The organism is Glutamicibacter nicotianae, assembly GCF_016907615.1.
Classification (GTDB): Bacteria; Actinomycetota; Actinomycetes; order Actinomycetales; family Micrococcaceae; genus Glutamicibacter; species Glutamicibacter nicotianae.
On sequence record NZ_JAFBCH010000001.1, the window covers coordinates 1,747,941 to 1,770,217 of the forward strand.

Genomic DNA, 22,277 nt, shown 5'->3' on the forward strand with positions numbered 1-22,277 from the left:
CTGGAGCGTCCGCAACCAACGCTTCCACCGTCAAGGCACATACCATCGACCAAGCCTCTGGCAAGAGCCGAGGCTTGGCTGGGTTAGGAATGCTGATTTCGATTCCAAATTATCGAGCGTAGGTGATGATGTAAGCGTTCAGGCAGCCGAGTCCAAACGAACCGCGTAACCAAGCCGTTCAAGTTCCTTGACCGCCCGGGATTTCGCACGATCCTTGTTGTGCTGATCGTAGTAGTCTGGACCAAGTTCTTTGAACACCTCGCCGTTGGCCAGCAAATGCCAGATAGCAACGATGATGGTGTGTTCAATGGCAACCAGCGCGCGGCTTCCTCCACGGCGAAGATACAACCGCCGGTACCGGGCGGCCAGGAACGATTCCTTGTGCTTGATCGCCGCCAGCGCGGCGGTTCCCAGCGCCGCCCGCAAATACACGTTGCCACCTCGAGTATGCGAGGAGCGTTGCCGGCCTGCTGACTCGTTCTGTCCTGGGCAGACTCCGGCCCAGGAGGCCAGGTGCGCCGCATCAGGGAAAACAGTCATGTCCACGCCGACTTCAGCGATGATGACCTGCGCCGTCTGCTTGCCGATCCCGGGCACAGTTTCCAAGGCCTGGCATGCCTGATCGAATGGTGCCATCGCCTCGGTGATCATCTGATCCAGCACCCGAAGCTGTTCATCGAGCGTGTCGATGTGGTCTAAATGAAGTTTCACCATGGCGGCATGATGGTCGGTGAACCGTCCCTCAAGCGCTTCGACAAGTTCAGGGATCTTGCGCCGCATGGAACGGATCGACAGGTCGGCCAAGACTTGCGGGTCTCGTTCCCCGGCCACCAGAGCGTCAAGCATATGCCGCGAGGACACCCCGGTCAGGCTGGAGGCAACGCTGGAGAGCTTGATCCCGGACGATTCTAGGAACTTCTCCAACCTCTGGTAGACCTTGGTCCGGTCATGCACCACCGCCGAGCGTGCCCGGGTCAGATCGCGAAGATGCCGGATCGGCTCGGGAGGGATGAAGGAGGCGGCCAGCAGGTTATGGGCCGCCAGCTCAGCGAGCCAGGTCGCGTCGTTGACGTCGGATTTCCGACCCGGAATGTTCCTGGCGCGTTTGGCGTTGACGAGGATAACCGGCAGTTGTTCTTCCTCCATCAGGAAATAGAACGGCTTCCAGTAGTCGCTGGTCGCTTCCATGACGATGACACTGACCTTCTCGGCGTTCAGGTAGCCGATAAGTTCGCGGATCTGGGCGGTGTTGGCTCCGAAGGTCTTCACCTCGGTGCGGTAGGTTCCGCCGCGCTGCCCCGGTTTCCGCACGGCAACTTTGGCGTCCCGCTTGGAGATGTCGATTCCTGCGGCGCGCTCATGCACGATCTCCATCGTGCTTCACTTCCTTCCAACAAGTTCGTTGACTCCTGGCGTTGGTGGTGTCGTGGGATTAAGGAGTGAAACGTTGAAATCTAGTACTCGTGCTCGAAGCAACAATCCACGGTTCTCGTGAAAATCCGCGCAGGCCAAGCTTCTATCCGGGCTCAAGGCACCAGAGTCATACCAGCATGTCGACACCACCAACAACCTCAGAATGCGCTTGCCGCCGGTTCAGCACAAGGCTCCAGTTTGGGAACGCAAGCGGAGAGGTAATTCTCAATCATCCTCGGCGTTGGCGAAGCCCGCTGGGAAGCTTCTATATTTGTCAAGCCGGTAACACCTCCGGAATAGCGGCATTTCGGATCCGGTAGATCTTCCTCGCGAGGTAGCGTTTGATGCATCGGCGGATCTCCCGAAGGCTCTTGCCTTCCTGGGTGCGTTTCTCTACGTAAACGCGGGTTTCTTCGTCATAGGCCATCCGGACCAGTGCTGCGGTATGTAGCGCCTTATTGAGCTTCCGGTCCCCGCCACGGTTCAGCCGATGCCTGACCGTATTCCCTGAGGACGCGGGAATCGGGTTCACCCCGGCCAGAGACGCGTAGGCGGCCTCTGATCGCACCCGGCCCTGGTGCGACCATGCAGTCAGACACACGGCCGCGACCACCGGTCCAATGCCCTTCACGTCCAGCAGATCCTTAGCTTCGCTGAGCTTGACCAGCTCGGTGATCTTCTCGGCGTTGGCCTTCAGATGATCATCCAGCTCGGTCACCCGCACGGCGAGCCGGACGGCTTCAGACCGGGCGACCTGCAACTCCAGAGCCTCGTCACGGGTCCGCCACATCGACACCTCGCCGATCTGGGCGCCGCTCATCCGTTTGCGGCCGTCAATACCCAGCGGGTTCACCCGGAGCAGGGCGGTGAGCGCGTTGACGTGCCGGGTCCGCTCGGTGGTCAGCGCGTCCCGTGCGGTCACCAGCACCCGTAGCGCGGCCCGGGCGCCCTCGTTGAGCCGGGGGCCGCGTAACCTGTTGGTATCCGTCGGCAGGACGATGGAGGCGATCCGGTAGGCGTCCATCGGGTCGGATTTGCCGACCCCGTGCCGGGCCTTGGCATCCATCCGGGCGGCCTCGGCGACCGGGCCCCCGGCATCGGCGACGGTGTCTGCGAGGATAGCGCCGTAGGACGCGGCGCCCTCGATCACCCACAGGGTGCTCGCGTCCCCGCCGGTACGCCGTCCGACCCAAGTCAGGGCTCGTTTGATCCCCGTGTCTGAGGTCGGGAAGTCTCGGGTCTCGATCAGTTCACCGGCAGCGGTGAGGATGGCGTAGACGTGCTTCTTCGCGTGTGTGTCGACACCGACGACAAATGGGTGGGTTTGCGAGACGATAGACATGGTCGCTTGCTCTTCTCTTCATGGACGACAGGGCAATCGGCCGCGTGCAGCCGGTACCGGTCCGGGTAGAGGTCACCGTCGGAGCATTACTGTGATGAGCCACGCCACCAGCTGGTGGCGGGCAGCCTTCTGATCAGGCTACCGGGGTGGGCCGGGCAGGTGCCGGCCGACCACCCCAGGCTCGGACAAGTCAGGGCTACGGCACCCCGCGGGGCCAAGTCTGTCAAGAGTCACGAGACAAGGGTAGGCGGCTGGCTCCTACTCTGCCAGTTGGTCCCAGACCAACTAATTCAAGACTCACAGTCAGGCTTGAGTGAGACCACCGATTCATAGCAAGTTACCCTCTCCAGACAGGGCGAGAACAGGACTAACCTCCACCATGAGCATCGCCTCCATCCACCCATCCACCAGCACCGTGACGGAGAATGGGACCATGGATTCCACCCAACCCCGACCGGACCAGCCACGACGCCGTACCATCGCCCCGGCCCAGAAACTCGCTTACCTGCAAGGCTACGAACACGCGATCCAAAGCGGCGAGGGCCGCGGCTACCTCCGCGCCAACGGACTGCATTCCTCCCAGATCGTCGAGCGGCGCAGACTACGCGTCGCGGGAATTCTCGACGGGAACAACCCCGCCAGCACCAGCAGCACCGGCACCAAGAACGGCAACAAGCTGACCAAGGAACAAGCGGAAATCGCCCGACTGAAAAAGCAGCTCGCGGCCAGCGAGCAGAAGCTCGCCACCACGCAGACCGCCTTGGACATCATGGGAAAAGCGCACGCGCTCTTGGAACAAATCTCGAAGAGCGCGGATTCCAAGTAGACGTCCGCGGCCTGCTCGCCGGCACCTACCAGCAACTGGTCGACGGCGGGGTGCCACCCGGCAGGCCAGCACCCTGGCCGCGGTTAGTAGGGCCACGATGCACCGCCGTCAGCAATCCGCGATAGCCCCGCAACCAGCGCCCTCGGCTCCCCGCCCGGCGCCGGCGAACAAGATCACCACCGAGGAAGAAGCTACGGTCCTAAAGACTCTGAACAGCGAGCGGTTCAGCGATCAGGCACCCGAGCAGATCTACGCGGTCCTCTTGTCTGAAGGCACGTATTTGTGCTCGGTCTCCACCATGTACCGGATGCTGCACCGTGAGAAGCAAGTGGCCGAACGCCACCGGCAGGCCCGGCATCCGGTCCGGAAAATCCCGGAGCTGGTGGCGTACCAGCCTGGGGAGGTATTCACGTGGGACATTACGAAATTCGCTGGGCCGGCCAACGGCACCTACTTAGACGCGTACGTGACGATCGACTTCTATTCGCGCTATGTTGTCGGCTGCCAGGTCCACGCTCGCGAATCCGGGGAATTGGCGCGTGAGTTTATCGCCGAGGTATTCGCCAACGACCAGGTACCAAAGGTGGTGCACGCCGACCGCGGGTCCTCGATGACTTCGAAGCCGGTCGCCTCATTGCTGGCGGACCTGGATGTGCTGCGTTCGCATTCGCGGCCGAAGGTCAGCAGTGATAATCCCTACTCAGAGGCTTGGTTCAAGACCTTGAAGTATCTTCCGGTGTTCCCTGAGCAGTTCGGTTCGCTGGCTGATGCCCGAGATTTCATGAACAGGGTTGTCCAGGCGTACAACGGGCATCACCGGCATTCGGGGATCGGATTCCATACCCCGGCGGATGTGCATTTCGGGATGACCGGGCACGTTGAGGACCAACGGCTGGCCGCGTTGCAGAAAGCGTGGGACACACATCCCGAACGGTTCGGGCAGCGCAGGTTGCCGAAGAAATTACTGTTGCCTGTTGCGGCGTGGATCAACAAGCCAATGAAGCTGGAGGAAGGGGAATAAATGATCGCTATTTAGCACCCGTTGGTCTCACTTCACTTGAAAATTTCCGCTGCGCTTGACAATAGTTTGGACGTTTCGCGAGAACTGGTGCCCGGTGACACTAGGTACGATCGAAACATGATGAATCAAACTGCAATATTTATTGATGCCGGATTTCTACTCTCACTAGGCGGCCATCGTGCCGCCGGAACTACTTTACGTTCAGCCTTCACAACTCATTACGAGGCTTTGATACGCGGGATTGTGCAAACGGTCAAGAAGAATACGGGTCTGAATAACCTTCGCGTCTATTGGTATGATGCCTCGAAGGACGGCCTATTTACCGAACAGCATAAGCGTATTGGCTTGATACCAGGCGTTAAAGTCCGCCTAGGACGTATCTCTTATAACGGCGAGCAAAAAGGTGTGGACCTAAGGCTGGCGCTGGACTTGGTCGGAGTTGCGCGCAATGGCTCGGCTTCTGTTGCGTACTTGGTTTCTGGCGATGACGACCTGGCCGAAGCTGTTGAGGAAGCGCAGGACCTAGGCATGAAAGTCGTGCTACTCGGAGTAGCGAAATCCGATAGCCGACTTGGCGTCGCTTCCGTCGCTGAACACCTGGCATTAACCGCTGACTACATCGAAACCGTTCCTAATCAATTATTGGATAGCGCATTCACTAAGGTTCTCGAGTGGGACAAAAATCATTCTGAAAAAACCTCTCTCATTGCTAGTGCATCGACAGAAACAGAACCAAAGCCAGTCGCAAAGCCGGTAGTTCCAACACCTGCAGTCATGGCTCAGAAGCTTGTTGCCAAGTCAAAAATGGAACGGGACACCGAACCAGAGGTGGTCTACTCCAGTGGTGGAGATAGCTCTGGCTATCAGGGCTCTGCAGCTTACGAGCAAAAAGAACTGAAAGTTGCAGAAGAAATCGGCGCGAAAGTCGCTGAATCTTGGCTGGCCTTCACTACACAGCACGACGTAGTAGAACTGATTGACGACAAGCCTCAGTTGCCACCGGAGATTGATAGGACATTGCTCAAGGACTGCGCCCAGGTGCTTGGTGAATGGAAAACCGATCAACAGACCATTCGGCGCACCTTGCGTGGCGCCTTCTGGGAGTACTTGGACAGGATCATGTGACGAGTCAGCACTATCCGTAAATCCGCTTTCAGACGCAAGCTAAGGTAAATTTATATCGTGACTTCTCAGCAGAAACCTTTTTACATCACCACGGCTATTTCATACCCAAATGGTACCCCGCATATTGGGCACGCCTATGAGGTGGTGGCAACTGACGTGATGGCTCGATTCAAGCGGCTGGACGGTTTTGATGTCTTTTTCATGACCGGCACCGACGAGCATGGCCAGAAGATGATGCAGACCGCAGAGAACCTTGGCATCACGCCGGCTCAACTGGCACAGCGAAACTCGGATGCTTTCCAAGCCATGAACGATGAGCTGGGCACGAGCTACGATCGCTTCATCCGTACAACTGACGCGGACCATCATGCGGCTGCACAGGAACTGTGGCGCCGCATGGAAGCCAATGATGACATTTACCTGGATAAGTACGCTGGTTGGTACTCGGTACGCGATGAAGCCTTCTACACCGAGGAACAGACGGAAGTTCGTGAAGATGGCATCCGCTATGCCATTGAAACTGACACCGAGGTTACCTGGACAGAAGAAGAGTCATACTTCTTCCGACTGTCCAAGTACCAGGACAAGTTGCTGGAGTACTACCAAAACAACCCTGAATTCGGCGCGCCACGTTCCCGCTTCAATGAAGTAGTGCGATTCGTCGAGGGCGGGCTGACCGACCTTTCAATTTCCCGTACAACCTTTGACTGGGGCATCCCGGTGCCGGGCAATGAGAAGCATGTCATGTACGTGTGGGTTGACGCACTCACCAACTACCTGACTGGAGTTGGATTCCCAGACGTCGATTCCGCTTCCTTCCGCAAATACTGGCCGGCAGATGTCCACGTCATCGGCAAGGACATCTCGCGATTCCATGCGATTTACTGGCCTGCATTCTTGATGTCTGCCAAATTGCCGTTGCCGAAGCGCGTCATGATCCACGGGTTCCTACACAACAATGGCGTGAAGATGTCCAAGTCCTTGGGCAACACCGTGTCTCCAGACGATTTTGTGAACCGTTACGGTCTGGATCAGGTACGCTACTTCTTCCTGCGTGAAGTCCCCTTTGGCGCCGACGGCAGTTACAACCATGAAACGATCGTTGCCCGAATTAACGGAGACTTGGCAAACAACTTCGGCAACCTTGCACAGCGTTCACTGTCGATGGTCGCGAAGAACTGCGGGGGAGTTGTCCCGACGCCCGGTGAATTGTTGGAAGCCGATCAGCAAATACTGGATGCCGCCGGCAAGCTGCTGGAAATCAACCGCGACGCCTTCTCCCGTCAAGAATTCAGCAAGGCGCTTGAAGTGGTATGGCACGTTCTGGGCGACACCAACGCTTACTTTGCCGAGCAGGAGCCCTGGAAGCTGAAGAAGACTGATCCAGAGCGTATGGCGACGGTTTTGTACGTGACCATTGAGATTGTCCGCAAGGTCGCTTTGCTGCTTCAGCCAGTCTTGCCCCAGGCAATGACTTCGATGCTCAACGCGTTGGCAGTTGGTGAAGGTTCTGCGCGAACCTTCGAGTCCTTCGATAGTGCATTGGTTCCAGGAACTGAACTACCGGCTCCTTCGCCAGTGTTCCCACGCTACGAAGAAGAGAAATAAGACGCTTCTGAAAGAAAATTGAGGTGTTCTGCTCAATATTGAATTTGAGCAGAACACTTCAAATTTTGCATCCAGTCATGGTGTGACAACGCCAGTTTGGTAAGCAATGACAACAGCCTGAACCCGGTCTCGAGCTTCCAATTTTGCCAAGATGTGGCCCACGTGGGTTTTGACAGTCGCTTCAGACAAGAATAGTTTGTCGGCAATCTCAGGGTTGGAAAAGCCTTCTGCAATCAATCCGAAAACTTCACGTTCGCGAGGCGTCAGCGATTCTACAGCGGCAACAAGGTGAGCATTGTGCTGTGACGAAATCTTCTTGAGCATTGGCGCCATGTGATCCAACAATCGCCGAGTGGTCGACGGGGCTATTACGGCATCGCCTCTATTGACGGTGCGCACGGATTCCAAGAGTTCTTCTGGGGGAGCGTCCTTGAGGAGAAATCCGCTGGCGCCGGCTTGAATCGCTCTCAGCGCGTACTCATCCATGTCGAAGGTCGTCAGCACGATGATCTTTGGGCCATCCGCGGCCTTTTTATCCGGATCCAGCAGCCGCTCGGTAGCTTCGATTCCATCCATTTCCGGCATACGCACGTCCATCAAGATGACGTCCGCCTGGGACATTACCGGTGCAGCTAGCGCTTCGCGACCATTGCCGGCCTCGACAATGACTTCCATATCGTCTTGGGAATTAATAAGCATTCTGAAACCACTGCGAACCAGCAGTTGATCATCGACCAAGGCAACCTTGATGGCATCGGGTTTAGGCATTTGAATATTAGTCCTCGGTGTATGGGATGTAAACATTAACAGCGAAACCGCCCCCAGCCTGGGGGAGCGCAGTACAGGTACCTTCATATAAGGCTACGCGCTCTTTCATCCCCTGCAGGCCATGGCCTGTGCCTTCAAGGACAATGGACCCGGCACCTCGCCCGTCGTCACTGACGGTCAAATTCAAGCCCCGGGAATTCCACTCGATATGGACTTTGGTCTGAGTGTCCGGGCCAGCATGCTTAATGACATTCGTGAGCGATTCTTGAATGCATCGATATATAGTGAGCTCCGCACCTGCAGGCAGTTCTTTCCGTGGAGTTCCCGAAGTTTCCAGCTGGACATTCAGTCCAGACACGGCAACGCTTTCTACAAGTTCAGGTATGTTTGCCAGCGACGGAAGAGGACGATTCTCCAGCTCCTCATCCTTTCGCAGAACGCCTAGGAGCCGGCGCATCTCTTTCAATGATGCGCGACCAGTATCCGAAACTGTCTTTAGAGTCTCGATGGCGATCTCCGGGTCTTTCGCTGCGGCATATCGTGCCCCGTTTGCCTGCGTGATGATGACGGACAGTGAATGCGCGACGATGTCATGCATCTCCCGGGCAATGTGGTTTCGCTCGTCTGATGCAGCCAGAGCACGCTCTATAAGTCGCTCCTTCTCCAGGCGATCGGCATGCTCACGCAATGATTTCATGGCCAGCCGTCTGGTGCGGGCCAGGTCACCGAAGGTCCACGACAAGGTGACAACCAATGCAAGGCCCACGAAGGAAATCATCATGTCGAAAGTGAAGACGGCCGTTGGATCAGGTGAATTCCTTGACGCCTCGAACATGCTGAACGTCGCCAGCAACGCGCCAAGCAAACCAAGGCCCAGCGTACTGAAAGATTGCCAGCGTTTCCCATAGACAGCCATTGTGTAGACAAGGATCGGCACCGAGACCTGCGAGAACAGAATGAGCCCATCAAACGCAAGCTGCATAAGGTGGCCGGCGGCTACGACGAGGGTGACGGGCCATGGATATCGACGCCGCAACATCAGCGGTGCGGATTGAAGGATCGACAGCGTCAGCACGGCTGCGAAGGACGCAGGAGTCGACATTGATGATGCCAAGCCGAGAGCTGTCGGCATGCAAAGTAGCGTGTACAGCAGACCGGTGATGAAATCGACTCGTCCGGGATTCTCGCGGATCCAACCGTCGATACGACGGTGGGGATTGGCAAAGATCAAGTTTTCCTGCAATTCAACGTGTTAGTAACAGCCGATCCTGTTAGCGAAGCCATGGACCTTTGTATCCAAGGTTATCGGTAGCGAAGGCTGCGCGACCTCATGCCCAGGGAGGAAATATGTAGTTTCAAATCGAAGCAATCTCATTATATGAGATGAACTCTCAAATAGCGGACGCTAGTCGATAGAATCTTTGCCATGGGAAATGTAATTGATATTGCGGTCATTCCGGGTGACGGTATTGGCCCAGAAGTTGTTGCTGAAGCCGTCAAGGTTCTGAAATTCGTCACTAACGGAGGCAAGACCGAGGTCAAGCTGACTGACTACAAGCTTGGTGCGGAGCATTGGTTGGAGACCGGGGAAACTCTGCCGGAAGAGACCTTGGAAGCTATCAAGAAGCATGATGCAATTCTCTTCGGTGCTGTTGGCGCAGCTCCCGGGGATACCCGAATTCCGTCCGGCATCATCGAGCGCGAGATGCTATTGAAGCTCCGCTTCTCGCTGGACCATTTCGTGAACCTGCGTCCGGCGAAGCTGTATCCAGGAATTGAAAGCCCTCTGGCTAATCCGGGTGAAATCGACTTCGTAGTAGTTCGTGAAGGCACCGAAGGACCGTATGTTGGCAATGGTGGCTCGGTTCGCACGGGCACCGCGCATGAAATCGCCACCGAAGTATCCGTGAATACAGCCTACGGCGTAGAACGTGTTGTCCGGGACGCATTCCGCCGCGCAGCAGAGCGTGAACGCAAGCACGTAACGCTGGTCCATAAGCACAACGTGCTGGTGCATGCTGGACATCTGTGGAAGCGAACGGTCGAAATGGTTGCGCAGGAGTTCCCAGAGGTTACCCATGACTACCTGCACGTGGATGCGGCAACCATTTTCTTGACTACGGACCCTTCGCGCTTCGACGTGATTGTCACCGATAACCTCTTCGGCGACATCCTCACGGACCAAGCCGGCGCCATCACCGGTGGTATCGGCTTGGCTGCCAGTGGCAACATTAACATGGACCGCACCTACCCTTCGATGTTTGAACCAGTTCATGGTTCTGCACCGGATATTGCGGGTCAGCAGAAGGCGGACCCAACTGCGGCAATCTTGTCGGTGGCACTGATGCTTGACCATCTCGGTTTGGTTGATGAAGCACGGACAGTTGAGCAAGCTGTTGAAAAAGAGATCACTTCACGCCAAGAATTGACCGATAATCGCACCACCAGTGAAATTGGCGATGCAATTGTCGCGTTACTGGCATAAGCTGAAAGTGACGTTTCTGGTTAGCCGCTAACCAGTAGCAAATCCACGAACGGATGTTCCGCAGAGGCGTGGAGCATCCGTTCTTTGTTTATTGAACTAGGAAGTCCAGGGTAGATGGAATTCACCGAAAATCTCTCAACGAATCGCAAGAGTGAGCAGGAGCGGGCTGACGTCTTGGCAAATCCTGGGTTCGGAGACTTCTTCACTGATCACACCGCAGTTATCGACTGGTCGGCAGACGATAGCGGACGTAACGGTGAATGGCATGACGCTCGAATAGAGCCGTATGGCCCAATCGCCATGGATCCAGCCGCTTCCGTACTGCATTACGGCCAGGAAATTTTCGAAGGACTCAAGGCTTACCGCCACGCAGACGGTTCAGTGTGGACCTTCCGTCCACACGCCAATGCTGCTCGCTTGAACAAGTCCGCACAGCGCCTTGCGCTCCCGCAGCTGGATGAAGAAGTTTTCGTCGAGTCGCTACGCAAGCTGGTGGCGACTGATATCGATTGGGTTCCGACCGGTGACGGGGAAGCCCTGTATCTGCGTCCGTTCATGATTGCTACCGAAGCATTCCTCGGGGTGCGCGCAGCGCGTGAGGTTTCCTACCGCGTCATCGCATCGCCAGCAGGCAACTACTTCGGTGGCGAGCTCAAGCCAGTTGCCATCTGGGTCTCGAAGAACTATGCGCGAGCAGGTCGAGGCGGTACCGGTTCAGCCAAGTGCGGCGGCAACTATGCCGCTTCGCTCGTGGCCCAGCTGGAAGCCGAAGAAAACGGCTGCAAGCAGGTCCTGTTCCTCGACTCCTTCAATGACAATGCTGTCGAAGAACTCGGCGGCATGAATGTCTTCTTCGTCACCAGGGACAACAAGTTGGTGACTCCGGCGTTGACCGGAACCATTCTGGAAGGAGTGACCCGTTCATCGGTCATCCAGCTCGCGAAGGACCGCGGCATGGAAGTTGAAGAACGCAAGATCACCCTGGATGAATGGCGTGAAGGGATCGCCTCGGGCGATATCGCAGAAGTTTTCGCTTGCGGTACTGCAGCTGTGATCACCCCAATCGGTGCGCTGAAGAACGGCGAAGAGCTTATCGGCGATGAGAACGCTGCCGCCGGCGAGGTGACCATGTCCATCCGCGAAGAACTGCTGGGAATCCAGCTTGGCACCGTGGAAGACCGTCATGGTTGGCTGGAGCGTTTGGCTTAATTTACACGAGCGTTTTCGGGGAGCTGTCGTGGATCACGACAGCTCCCCGTTTTTATCATCTTCGATGGCGCCTGATATGCAATAGGCTATCCATATGCGCATTGCACGATTTGTAGTAGATAGCGACCCGCTTTATGGAGTCGTAGACGGTAATGATATTCATGTTCTGGCCGGAGACCCATTTTTCCAGGGGATCAAGACGACTGGTGCTACCCACTCATTGGATGATGTTCGGCTGTTAGCCCCGATCATCCCTCGATCGAAGGTCGTTGGATTCGGTCGCACCTACCGCGAGCACGCCAAAGAACTGGGCAATGAAGTTCCAGCCGAACCATTGATGTTCTTGAAGCCGAACACTTCGGTAGTGGGCCATGGAGACCCCGTCACCTTGCCGGAGTTCTCAAAGGAAGTTTCCTTCGAAGGCGAACTGGCAGTGGTCATTGGCCGTATCTGTAAGGACGTTCCGGCCGACAAGGCCCAGGACGTGATCTTCGGCTACACGGTAGCAAACGACCTGACCGCACGCGATGCCCAGCGCACTGATCCGCAGTGGGCTCGCGCCAAGGGCTTCGATGGTTCTTGCCCGCTTGGACCTTGGATCGAAACGGAAATCGAAGACGCTGATGACCTGAGTATCGTCAGCCGAGTCAATGGCGAGGTTCGCCAAGACGGAACTACCAATGACATGATCTGGCCGGTGAATGAACTGGTTGCTCGAGCTTCCGAAGCTTTTACCTTGCTGCCAGGCGACGTCATCATGACCGGCACGCCAGCGGGTGTCGGCCTGGTCAATGCCGGCGACGTTGTTGAAGTGGAAGTAGAAGGTATTGGAACGCTGCGAACAGTTTTCCGTCGCTAGATGCAGTACGTGAACTCGGTTCATAGGTAGAGTTGATGTTGTCACCAACTTGCCATCATCAATTTGGTGAAACCGCACTGGCTCTCGATCGTTAGTGTGATCGGGAGCCTTGCGCTTTAAAATGCCGGTTTCCGTCTTGAAGGCATAGAATAAAAACATCATGACTGATCTATCGTTGATTCCCATTGTTACCGAAGACACCCCGGTACGCGTTCGCTTTTGCCCTTCACCAACTGGTACTCCTCACGTAGGTTTGATCCGTACTGCCCTGTTCAACTGGGCTTATGCGCGTCACACCGGCGGCAAGATGATCTTCCGCATTGAAGACACCGATGCCAAACGCGACTCCGAGGAAAGCTACAACCAGCTTCTGGATGCCTTGGCTTGGTTGGGCATTGATTGGGACGAGGGCGTCAACGCGGGCGGTCCTCATGAGCCATACCGCCAGTCGCAGCGTGGTGACATCTACCAGGATGTCATTGAGAAGCTTCGTGCAGCTGGCCATCTTTACGAGTCCTACTCGACCCCCGAGGAAGTCGAAGCTCGCCACAAGGCGGCTGGACGCGATCCGAAGCTTGGCTACGACAACTTCGACCGCGAGTTGACCGAAGAGCAGAAAGCCGCGTTCAAGGCCGAAGGCCGCGAACCGGTATTGCGTGTTCGCATGCCGGATCACGACATCACCTTCAATGACTTGGTGCGTGGCGAGATCACCTTCAAGGCGGGATCTGTTCCCGACTACGTGGTGGTGCGCGCCAATGGCAAGCCGCTGTACACCCTGGTCAACCCAATCGATGATGCGCTGATGGGAATTACCCATGTGCTTCGTGGCGAGGATCTGTTGTCCTCGACTCCGCGCCAGGTCGTCTTGTACGCATTGCTGCATGACATCGGCGTTGCCCAGTACATGCCACGCTTCGGCCACTTGCCGTACGTCATGGGCCAGGGCAACAAGAAGCTTTCCAAGCGTGATCCGGAATCCAGCTTGTTCCTCCACCGCGACAATGGCTTCATCCCGGAAGGCCTGCTGAACTATCTGGCCCTGCTGGGTTGGTCGCTGAGCGCTGATGAAGATATCTTCTCGCGTGAACAGCTGGTTGAAGCCTTCGACGTAAAGGACGTGCTGTCCAACCCTGCCCGCTTCGATGTGAAGAAGGCAGAAGCAATCAACGGCACTCACGTGCGCATGCTGGAGCCACAGGACTTCCGCGATCGTTTGGTCCCTTACCTGCAGGCCGCGGGCCTAGTGGGCGAAGTGCTTACAGAACGCGAAAACGAGATATTGGATCAGGCGTCGCCATTGGTCCAGGAACGTATCGCGCTGTTGGGAGAAGCAACCGACATGCTTGAGTTCCTCTTCAAGGCTGATGACGAAATTGCCATCGAAGAAAAAGCACTCAAGGGCATGCCTGCAAACCTGGTTGAAGTGATCGACGCTAGCATCCAGGGCCTGGAAGGCCTTGCCGAATGGAACGCTGAAACCATTCAGGCAGCCCTGCGCACGAAACTTGTAGACGAACTGGAACTGAAGCCTCGCCAGGCCTTCGGTCCGGCCCGCGTTGCAATCTCCGGAAAGCGCGTTTCGCCACCGCTCTTCGAGTCCATGGAAATTCTTGGACGCGAGTCGAGCCTGAAACGACTTCGTGCGTTCGGCGACTCCCGGTAGAGATTCTCCGATAAATCGGTGAGAAGCACTGTGAACGCCTCGGATGGAACCAATCCTGCAACTGTTCCTATCCGGGGCGTTCTCTTCGATATCGATGAGACCCTCGTGGATTTGCGCTCCGCCGCTATCCAAGGCTTCTCATCCTTGTCGGCGTCGGCGTCGGCGCTGGCGCACCTGAATCCTGAACAAGTAACTGAGATCGCGGCAGACTTCGCCGATGATGGTGCGCAGGCCTATGACAGGTACATGGCAGGCGAGTTGACTTTCCTTGGCCAGAGAGAAGTGCGGCTGCAGCGCGCGTACAGGTTGGCAGGGGCCACTACCCCCAGTGGCCAAGCATATGCACGTTGGGCTCATGAATATGAGACGAAAGTTCGCGAGTCGTGGAAGCCCTTTGGCCACGTGCCGGCATTCTTGGACCAGCTGGAGTCTCTGGGGATCCCGTATGGCGCGGTTAGCAACAATGTCGAGTCATACCAGCGTGACAGGCTGCAGACCGCCGGGCTTGCCGGATTCCAATGCGTCATTGGTTCCGATACTGCTGGGGCACCGAAACCGCACTCGGCCCCATTCCTGGCCGGGTGCGCTGCGCTAAAGAGTCTGCCGGCCCACACACTGTACATAGGGGACAACCCGATTAATGATTATCAAGGGGCCGGTGACGCTGGACTCCAGCCAGTGCTCTTGGATCGTGCTTCAGTTCACAAGAATTTTCTTGGATGACGGGTGAAGGATTTGGGCTCGCTCACGACGGTTCTGTCCTGATTTTCCGCGGAATGCCGGTGGAAAACTGGCCGCGATGCTCGATTTGTGCGCTGGTCATTTGGCCGGTATAGTTGTATCTCGTGCTACGGCAGTGGCCGGAATGATAATTAGCTGAATTCCTGAAACGCCAAGTCACAGTGGGATATGGTGTAATTGGCAACACAACGGTTTCTGGTTCCGTCATTCTAGGTTCGAGTCCTGGTATCCCAGCGCTTCATCAAAGAAATTTGATGGGTTGAAGGTAGCTCTTCAGCATACGGCCCCATCGTATAGCGGCCTAGTACTCTGCCCTCTCACGGCAGCAACACGGGTTCGAATCCCGTTGGGGTCACCAATGGAAAACCGCGGAGAAATCCGCGGTTTTCGTGTTTCCCGGACAAAATCTGTACTGGGCTAGAGAAATTACCTGTTGGCATGAGGCAAGATAGTTCTCATGGAGTCGAATTCAGATCTGGATAAGAGCTCAGGGCAGGAAACCGCTTCGCCAGCCGGAACCGGCAGCGAAGCCGTGAAGCAATTGAACGAGCTTCAGGATGTGCTCAGTGAGCTGTCCTTTGTTAACCCTCAACCACGAGTTGCATCCGGATTCGAAGTACTGCGCAACAAGGTATCGCTCCAAATTTCGGACTACCTGATACCTCGAATTTCGAACCTGGGCGCACCGCTATTGGTGGTTGTCGGCGGATCCACGGGCTCAGGAAAATCGACTCTTGTAAATTCCCTGCTAGGAGAACAGGTAAGCCTTTCCGGTGCGGTACGCCCGACGACGCGAACTCCGGTTTTGGCGTTCAACCCGGTTGACCAACACTTCTTTGAATCTGACCGGATTCTTCCCGAACTTAAACGTGTAGCTGGTGGTGGATTCAATGCGCAGGGCGGAGCATCCACCAACCAAGCACTATTGATGACACCCCGCCAACAAGTACCGCAAGGGTTGGCAATACTTGATGCCCCGGATATCGACTCGGTTTCCGATGAAAACAGGGAATTAGCTGGCCAGCTTCTAAATGCAGCGGACCTCTGGATTTTCGTCACGACGGCCAATAGGTACGCTGACGCTCTTCCCTGGGATCTGCTCACCGAGGCTGGTGCACGCAAAATAACCGTCTGCGTCGTGTTGAACAGGGTTCCTCCTGGAGCCGAAAACGACATCGTTCCGGACCTGAAGCGCCTATTAAGTGACAAGGACCTGGACCCCACACTGCTGCATGTTCTCAACGAGACGCAACTCGGTGAAGAAAAACTGATTCCCAGTGAGCATGTGGAGCCGTTGCTTGCGTGGCTGAACTCACTGGCAGCGGATTCCGCTCAACGTCAGCGAATCGCGGCCCAAACCCTTGATGGAGCGTTGCGCCGCACCGCCGCCGATGTCAGTGAACTAATCGCTGAACTGCAAGAGCAGGAAAACCAGCTCGGTGAACTATGCACGTTGACCGAAGAACGCTTCGCACAAGCCTTGGCCAGGATCAACGATTCTCTCAATGACGGCTCGCTGCTGCGTGGCGAAATCCTGGCACGTTGGCAGGACTTCGTCGGAGCCGGCGAGCTGCTGCGCGGAATCGAAGGTGCCATCGGACGGGTGAGAGATCGTGTGGGCGCGTTCCTCACGGGGAAGCCTCCAGCGACCCACAGGGTTGAACAAGCCATTGAATCAGGTTTGCATACAGTCTTCATTGCAGAAGTCACCAAGGCCTGCCATGACATCGACAGGTCGTGGCAGAACACGCCTTTCGGCCAGGCTCTACGGGCTAATCTGCCCATGCCGCGTCCGCCGAAGGATCTCCCTGAGCAAGCTTCAGAAAGCATCCGGCTCTGGCAAAAAGATGTCCTGGACATGATCCGCCAAGAGGGCGCCGGGAAGCGCAAAACCGCCCGGATGGCCGCATTCGGCGTCAACGGGGTGGCCGTGATCTTGATGGTTGTGGTCTTTGCATCAACGGCAGGTCTCACTGGATTGGAAATCGGAATTGCCGGGGGCTCAGCATTGGTGGGGCAGAAACTGCTGGAAGCAATATTCGGAGAGGACGCGGTACGCCGCATGGCCACCAAGGCACGAAAGATGCTCGATTCCAGAGCACGTGATCTCTTGGCGAAGAGCTCATCAATCTATCTGAATGAGCTCTCAGCCACTTCGCAGCCGGAGCTTGCTGATCGGCTGGGCAAGATTACCGCAGGCTTGAGCGGCAAGGGGGCCCACTGATGTCCGAACGCAAGATCCTGCGGGCCGTCAGCGGCCTCAACTCGCAAATCAATAGCATCGTGGAAGCGATGCAGCTTGCAGAGCCACACTTGGAACCAGAAACCATCGATTTGGCCGCAGACGTCATCGCCCGCGCTGAATCTCGACGCCAGCTTTCCGCGGAGCATGTCGTGGTGGGACTTTTCGGTGCCACCGGCAGCGGAAAGTCAACGATGTTCAACGCGCTGGTGGGCCAGGAACTTGCCACCACAGGTGTCATCCGCCCGACGACTACCGACACTGTCGCTGCCATTTGGGAACCGGAAGGCGCTGGCGAACTGCTGGACTGGCTGGAAGTGACTACTCGCCACGTCATCGAGGATCGGGACGGCCAAGCGGACTCTGCAAAGAAAAGAACCTTCGATTCCGGGCTCCTGCTGTTGGACCTGCCCGACATGGACTCGACAGCAGTTGATCACCACAAGATCGCTTCCCGATTGGTGGGCCAGGTGGACTATCTGGTGTGGGTGCTTGATCCCCAGAAATACGCAGACGCGTCCATCCACCACGGATATCTCAATTCCTTGCGCAGCCAGCAAGGCAACCTGCTGATCGTCTTGAACCAGATTGACAAGATCGCCGTGCAAGAACGCAAGCAAGTAGTCGATTCCTTGCGTGGCATTTTGGCCACCTCTGGGTTGGAGAATCTGCCCATCGTCTGTGCCTCTGCCGCTACGGGTGAAGGAGTCGCGGAGGTGCAGGCCAAGATCGCGGCCGCGGCCAAGAACAAGGCACTTTCCACGCGTCGACTCCGCGCAGATGTTGATCAGGTCATCCATCACTTGAGCGAGGAACTCCAAGTAGAGAAAGTGCGCTTGCCCAGCCAGCTGCACCAAGCCGAGCTGGAGCGCGTGATCGCCAAAGCGCACGGTGCCCATTACATTGCTGATGCAGTGGAAACCTCTTACTTGCTTCGTGGCGCTTCGCGCACGGGATGGCCGTTGACCACCTGGCTGGTCAAGCTGCGCAACGATCCGCTCAAGAGGATGAATCTTGGACGGCAGCATGAAGACCCAGAATTGTCATTGACTTCTCGTCCAGAGCTGTCCATCGCAGAAACTGCGGCTATAGAACATGGCATCAATCAGTATGTCTCCGAAGCTTCTGCAGATCTTCCGGAAAGCTGGAAAGAGCCGCTGCGGGAAAAAGTGCACGCAAATACGGCGGTGCTGGATGACGGTATTGATGCGGCGATTGCCGGCACTCCGTTGGGTGTTGAACGGTCTTCATGGTGGTGGCCCGTAGTCAAGGTCATCCAATGGGTTGCACTTGTTGCGGCATTAGGTGGTGCTTTGTGGCTCGCCGGCTATCTGGTTGCCGGATACTTCCAATTCGAGCTACCGGAGGCTCCGCGAGTCGAAGGTATCGCTGTACCAACGCTGCTGGTTTTCATTGGAATACTGCTGGGCATTGTCCTGGGATTGGCGTGCTCGTTTGTCAACCGAATAGTCGCTAAAGTTAAGCGAAGGAAAGCGTTGAAGAATATTGAACGCTCGGTATCCCAGCTGGTGAGGCAGGCAGTCATTGAGCCCGTTGACCAGCATCTGGACACCTACAACAGCTACTCAGCATTGATCACCTCCGCAGCCAAGAAAGCCGATTAGAACTCTGTGACTACAAACCAACCAAAAGTCGATGCAACAGTGGGTGACCTAGGCGAGCAAGGCATCCTGGAAGCGATCTTGCCGCTGCTCGATTCAGCGCAGGCAAGTCTCGGGCCGGGCGACGACGCAGGTGCGTTGAGGGTGAGCGGGAACGAAGTTCTCGTCTCGGTAGATACCCTGGTTGAAAACCAGGATTTTCGACTCCTCTGGCCCAGCGGTTTGGAACACAATGCTTATGACATCGGATGGAAGTCCATTGCCCAAAATGTTTCAGACATTAATGCGATGGGTGGTCGCGCCACTGGCGCTGTGATTTCGCTGTCCCTGCCGAAGTCCACGTCTCTGGAATGGGTGAGGGACTTCAGCCGTGGCGTTGCCGAGGCTATTGCGGAGCTTGGCGCCAGCGAACTGACGATTCTCGGGGGAGACCTCGGGAAGTCGCAAGAAATTTCCGTTACCACGACCGTTCTTGGCGAATGCGAGCATGGGAAAGTGCTGAGGAGCGGAGTCCGAGCCGGAGACCGCATAGCGGTGGCCGGACGTGTTGGCGCCGCCGGGGCAGGACTCTCTGTGCTTGAACACGAGCATGACAATGAAAGTTGGAGCAGAGCGGTGCGCCGTCTGGTCCAGGCACAGTGCCGTCCCGTGCCGCCGCTGGAATCTGGGCCACGCGCTGCCGAAGCGGGCGCGACAGCCATGATGGATCTATCCGATGGGCTGATCCGCGACGCCGGGCGCATGGCCAAAGCCAGCCATGTGAATCTCGAGTTGGAATCTTCTGCTCTCCAGGACTTCGCGCTTCGACTGGAGGCTGCCTCAGAACTGACGGGCACCGATCCGATGTCATGGGTACTTTATGGCGGTGAGGATTTCGGACTCCTTGCCGCCTTCCCTCAGGGACTTGAAATCCCCGGAGAATTTAATGTTATCGGTGTTGCCAAGCCGGCCAATGGGCGTCGAGCAGTGGTGAAAGTCGATGGCAAGGTCGCAAAGCCTGAGACGGGCTTTGACCACTTCGCTTAGCTTCTTGGCACCAGATTCGTGTGCTGGCTATGCACGGTCATTTTGAACGCGCAGGAGTTCAGAAAGTTCGTGGGCGGCGCTCGTCACGGCTTCGTGATGAATCTTGCCAGGTTGGCGGGTAAGCCGTTCAATCGGGCCCGATAAGGACAGGGCAGCGATGACTCGTCCGGACTGCCCGCGAACTGGTGCGGAAACCGAAGCGACGCCAGGCTCGCGTTCTCCCAGCGACTGGGCCCAACCGCGCCGGCGGACTCCGGCCAGGATTGTCGGCGTGAAGCGTGCGTGGTGCAACCCTTCCACCATGCGCTCATTATCTTCCCACGCGAGCAGGATCTGGGCTGCCGAACCGGCCTTCATTGACAGTTGGGTCCCCACGGGAATGGTGTCGCGCAGGCCGATTGGGCGCTCGGCGCTGGCGATGCACACACGGTAGTCACCCTGCTTGCGGAAAATCTGCGTGCTTTCACCAGTCAGGTCGCGAAGCTTGATGAGCACCGGCCCGGCAGCGCTGACCAACCGGTCTTCGCCCGCTGCGCTGGCGAGCTCCACCAGGCGGTTTCCCAGCTCAAAGCGGCCATGCATGTCGCGCCCAACTAATCCGTGATGGACGAGCGACTGGGCAATGCGGTGCACCGTGGGACGCGAAATTTCGGTGAGCTCCACCAACTGGGAAAGGGAAGTGGGGCCATTCTCCAATGCATTGAGAATGGCTGCTGCCTTATCCAATACGCCTACGCCGCTGCCTGTTGTCATAGTCCAAGTATCACGTCTCAGTATTTGAGATTCAAGTCCGCATACTGGAAAAGTCGCTCTGTGAAGTGTCAAAGTTGGAGTATCAATTGTTTGTAGCTTGAGGAGTGTGTCGCATGTCCGCCATGCAGTCGCCCCAGACGTTGGCAGAAAAAGTCTGGAATGCACATGTTGTGCGTCGAGGAGAAGGCGAAGGCGAAGCCCGCCAGCCGGACTTGATTTTCATTGATCTCCACCTGCTGCATGAGGTGACCTCTCCGCAGGCCTTCGAAGGCCTGCGTCTCGCTGGCCGTCCGCTGCGCCGTCCGGATTTGACCATTGCGACAGAGGACCACAACACTCCGACGCTGGACATCGACAAGCCCATTGCCGACTTGACCAGCCGCACCCAGATCCACACCCTGCGCGACAACTGCAAGGAATTCGGCGTCCGCTTGCACTCCTTGGGCGACAAGGAACAGGGCATTGTCCACGTCGTGGGTCCGCAGCTGGGACTGACCCAGCCGGGCATGACCGTTGTCTGCGGCGACTCGCACACTTCGACCCATGGTGCCTTCGGCGCCCTGGCCTTTGGCATCGGCACCTCGGAAGTCGAGCATGTCATGGCCACCCAGTCCTTGAGCCTGAAGCCGTTCAAGACCATGGCCATCAACGTCGAGGGCACCTTGAAGCCAGGCGTTACCTCCAAGGACATCATCCTGGCCGTGATTGCCAAGATCGGTACCGGTGGCGGCCAGGGTTACGTGCTGGAGTACCGCGGTTCGGCGATTCGTTCGCTGTCCATGGATGCCCGTATGACCATCTGCAACATGTCCATCGAGGCCGGTGCCCGCGCCGGCATGATTGCACCGGACGAAACTACCTTCGAATATGTCAAGGGCCGCCCGCACGCTCCGGAAGGCGAAGATTGGGATGCCGCTGTTGCAGACTGGAAGCAGCTGCACACCGATGAGGGTGCACGCTTCGACGCTGAAGTCTTCTTGAACGCTGATGAACTCGAACCTTTCGTCACCTGGGGCACCAACCCTGGCCAGGGCGTCTCACTGTCCGAGAATGTGCCTTCGCCAGAAGACTTCGAAGACGAAAATGACCGCAAGGCCTGCGAGCGAGCATTGACCTACATGGGACTCGAGGGCGGTACCCCAATGAAGGATATCCGGGTGGATACCGTCTTCCTGGGATCTTGCACCAACTCCCGCATGGAAGATCTGCGGGCAGCCGCTGAGGTCATCAAGGGCAAGGAAAAAGACCCCAACGTCCGTATGATAGTGGTCCCTGGCTCGGCGCGAGTTCGCTTGGAAGCAGAAGCAGAAGGACTGGACCAGATTTTCAAGGACTTCGGCGCTGAATGGCGGTTCGCGGGCTGCTCCATGTGCCTGGGCATGAACCCGGACCAGCTGGCCGAGGGGGAGCGCTGCGCGTCCACCTCGAACCGCAACTTCGAAGGACGCCAGGGCAAGGGCGGACGCACCCACCTGGTCTCGCCACTGGTTGCCGCGGCTACCGCAATCCGTGGAACCCTCTCGTCGCCTAGCGACCTCGTCAACGCACCGGTTTCGGTCTAGGAAGGATCA

At 57.0% G+C, this 22,277-nt stretch carries 16 protein-coding genes, 2 tRNA genes and 1 pseudogene; 14 read left to right on the top strand and 5 right to left on the bottom strand.

Annotation, left to right across the window (positions count from 1 at the left end):
- Positions 1-138: 138 nt before the first annotated feature.
- The gene (locus JOE62_RS08400) at positions 139-1,374 is read right to left on the bottom strand and encodes an IS110 family RNA-guided transposase (RefSeq protein WP_204721824.1); all 1,236 of its coding nucleotides are present in this window, start codon (positions 1,372-1,374) and stop codon (positions 139-141) included.
- A gap of 313 nt (positions 1,375-1,687) precedes the next feature.
- Positions 1,688-2,755: an IS110 family RNA-guided transposase gene (locus JOE62_RS08405; protein ID WP_204721826.1), complete on the bottom strand. Its 1,068-nt coding sequence runs from the start codon at positions 2,753-2,755 to the stop codon at positions 1,688-1,690.
- A gap of 379 nt (positions 2,756-3,134) precedes the next feature.
- Between JOE62_RS08405 and JOE62_RS08410 the strand changes: the two are divergent.
- The 3 genes and pseudogenes from JOE62_RS08410 to metG all read left to right on the top strand — a co-directional run bounded on the left by JOE62_RS08410 (position 3,135) and on the right by metG (position 7,335).
- Positions 3,135-4,602: pseudogene (locus JOE62_RS08410) on the top strand (transposase).
- Between the two features lie 117 nt (positions 4,603-4,719).
- A complete protein-coding gene (locus tag JOE62_RS08415; RefSeq protein ID WP_204721827.1) occupies positions 4,720-5,727 on the top strand; it encodes an NYN domain-containing protein in 1,008 nt (335 codons plus the stop codon).
- Positions 5,728-5,784: 57 nt separating this feature from the next.
- Complete coding sequence (gene metG / locus JOE62_RS08420; protein ID WP_204721829.1) at positions 5,785-7,335, top strand: methionine--tRNA ligase; 1,551 nt, start codon at positions 5,785-5,787, stop codon at positions 7,333-7,335.
- A 75-nt stretch (positions 7,336-7,410) separates the two neighbouring features.
- On the opposite strand, the gene JOE62_RS08425 is transcribed toward metG, so the two are convergent.
- Positions 7,411-8,103, bottom strand: a complete 693-nt coding sequence (locus tag JOE62_RS08425; RefSeq protein WP_204721831.1) for a response regulator — start codon at positions 8,101-8,103, stop codon at positions 7,411-7,413.
- A gap of 7 nt (positions 8,104-8,110) precedes the next feature.
- Entirely contained in the window at positions 8,111-9,346 is a 1,236-nt protein-coding gene (locus tag JOE62_RS08430; RefSeq protein WP_204721833.1) for a sensor histidine kinase, read from the bottom strand.
- 183 nt (positions 9,347-9,529) lie between these two features.
- Between JOE62_RS08430 and JOE62_RS08435 the strand changes: the two genes are divergently transcribed.
- The 10 genes from JOE62_RS08435 (at position 9,530) to thiL (ending at position 19,953) form a co-directional block, all read left to right on the top strand.
- On the top strand, positions 9,530-10,588 hold the full coding sequence (locus JOE62_RS08435) for a 3-isopropylmalate dehydrogenase (protein ID WP_204721834.1): 1,059 nt from the start codon (positions 9,530-9,532) through the stop codon (positions 10,586-10,588).
- A gap of 114 nt (positions 10,589-10,702) precedes the next feature.
- The gene (locus JOE62_RS08440) at positions 10,703-11,797 is read left to right on the top strand and encodes a branched-chain amino acid aminotransferase (protein ID WP_204721836.1); all 1,095 of its coding nucleotides are present in this window, start codon (positions 10,703-10,705) and stop codon (positions 11,795-11,797) included.
- Between the two features lie 94 nt (positions 11,798-11,891).
- Positions 11,892-12,656, top strand: a complete 765-nt coding sequence (locus tag JOE62_RS08445) for a fumarylacetoacetate hydrolase family protein (protein ID WP_204721838.1) — start codon at positions 11,892-11,894, stop codon at positions 12,654-12,656.
- Positions 12,657-12,816: 160 nt separating this feature from the next.
- On the top strand, positions 12,817-14,322 hold the full coding sequence (gene gltX / locus JOE62_RS08450) for a glutamate--tRNA ligase (protein ID WP_204721840.1): 1,506 nt from the start codon (positions 12,817-12,819) through the stop codon (positions 14,320-14,322).
- Positions 14,323-14,352: 30 nt separating this feature from the next.
- Complete coding sequence (locus tag JOE62_RS08455; RefSeq protein WP_204721843.1) at positions 14,353-15,045, top strand: HAD-IA family hydrolase; 693 nt, start codon at positions 14,353-14,355, stop codon at positions 15,043-15,045.
- 180 nt (positions 15,046-15,225) lie between these two features.
- Positions 15,226-15,297 (top strand) — tRNA-Gln (locus JOE62_RS08460).
- A 48-nt stretch (positions 15,298-15,345) separates the two neighbouring features.
- Positions 15,346-15,421: transfer RNA gene (locus JOE62_RS08465), tRNA-Glu, on the top strand.
- 174 nt (positions 15,422-15,595) lie between these two features.
- Positions 15,596-17,287, top strand: coding sequence for a dynamin family protein (locus JOE62_RS08470; RefSeq protein ID WP_338085767.1), 1,692 nt, complete (start codon positions 15,596-15,598; stop codon positions 17,285-17,287).
- Positions 17,287-18,930, top strand: coding sequence for a GTPase (locus tag JOE62_RS08475; RefSeq protein ID WP_204721846.1), 1,644 nt, complete (start codon positions 17,287-17,289; stop codon positions 18,928-18,930). The genes JOE62_RS08470 and JOE62_RS08475 overlap by 1 nt, the downstream gene beginning before the upstream one ends.
- A 6-nt stretch (positions 18,931-18,936) precedes the next feature.
- Entirely contained in the window at positions 18,937-19,953 is a 1,017-nt protein-coding gene (gene thiL / locus JOE62_RS08480; RefSeq protein ID WP_204721848.1) for a thiamine-phosphate kinase, read from the top strand.
- Between the two features lie 27 nt (positions 19,954-19,980).
- On the opposite strand, the gene JOE62_RS08485 is transcribed toward thiL, so the two are convergent.
- Positions 19,981-20,706, bottom strand: coding sequence for an IclR family transcriptional regulator (locus JOE62_RS08485; RefSeq protein ID WP_038991426.1), 726 nt, complete (start codon positions 20,704-20,706; stop codon positions 19,981-19,983).
- Positions 20,707-20,828: 122 nt separating this feature from the next.
- On the opposite strand from JOE62_RS08485, the gene leuC reads away from it, so the two are divergent.
- Positions 20,829-22,268: a 3-isopropylmalate dehydratase large subunit gene (gene leuC / locus JOE62_RS08490; protein WP_204723255.1), complete on the top strand. Its 1,440-nt coding sequence runs from the start codon at positions 20,829-20,831 to the stop codon at positions 22,266-22,268.
- Positions 22,269-22,277: the final 9 nt, after the last annotated feature.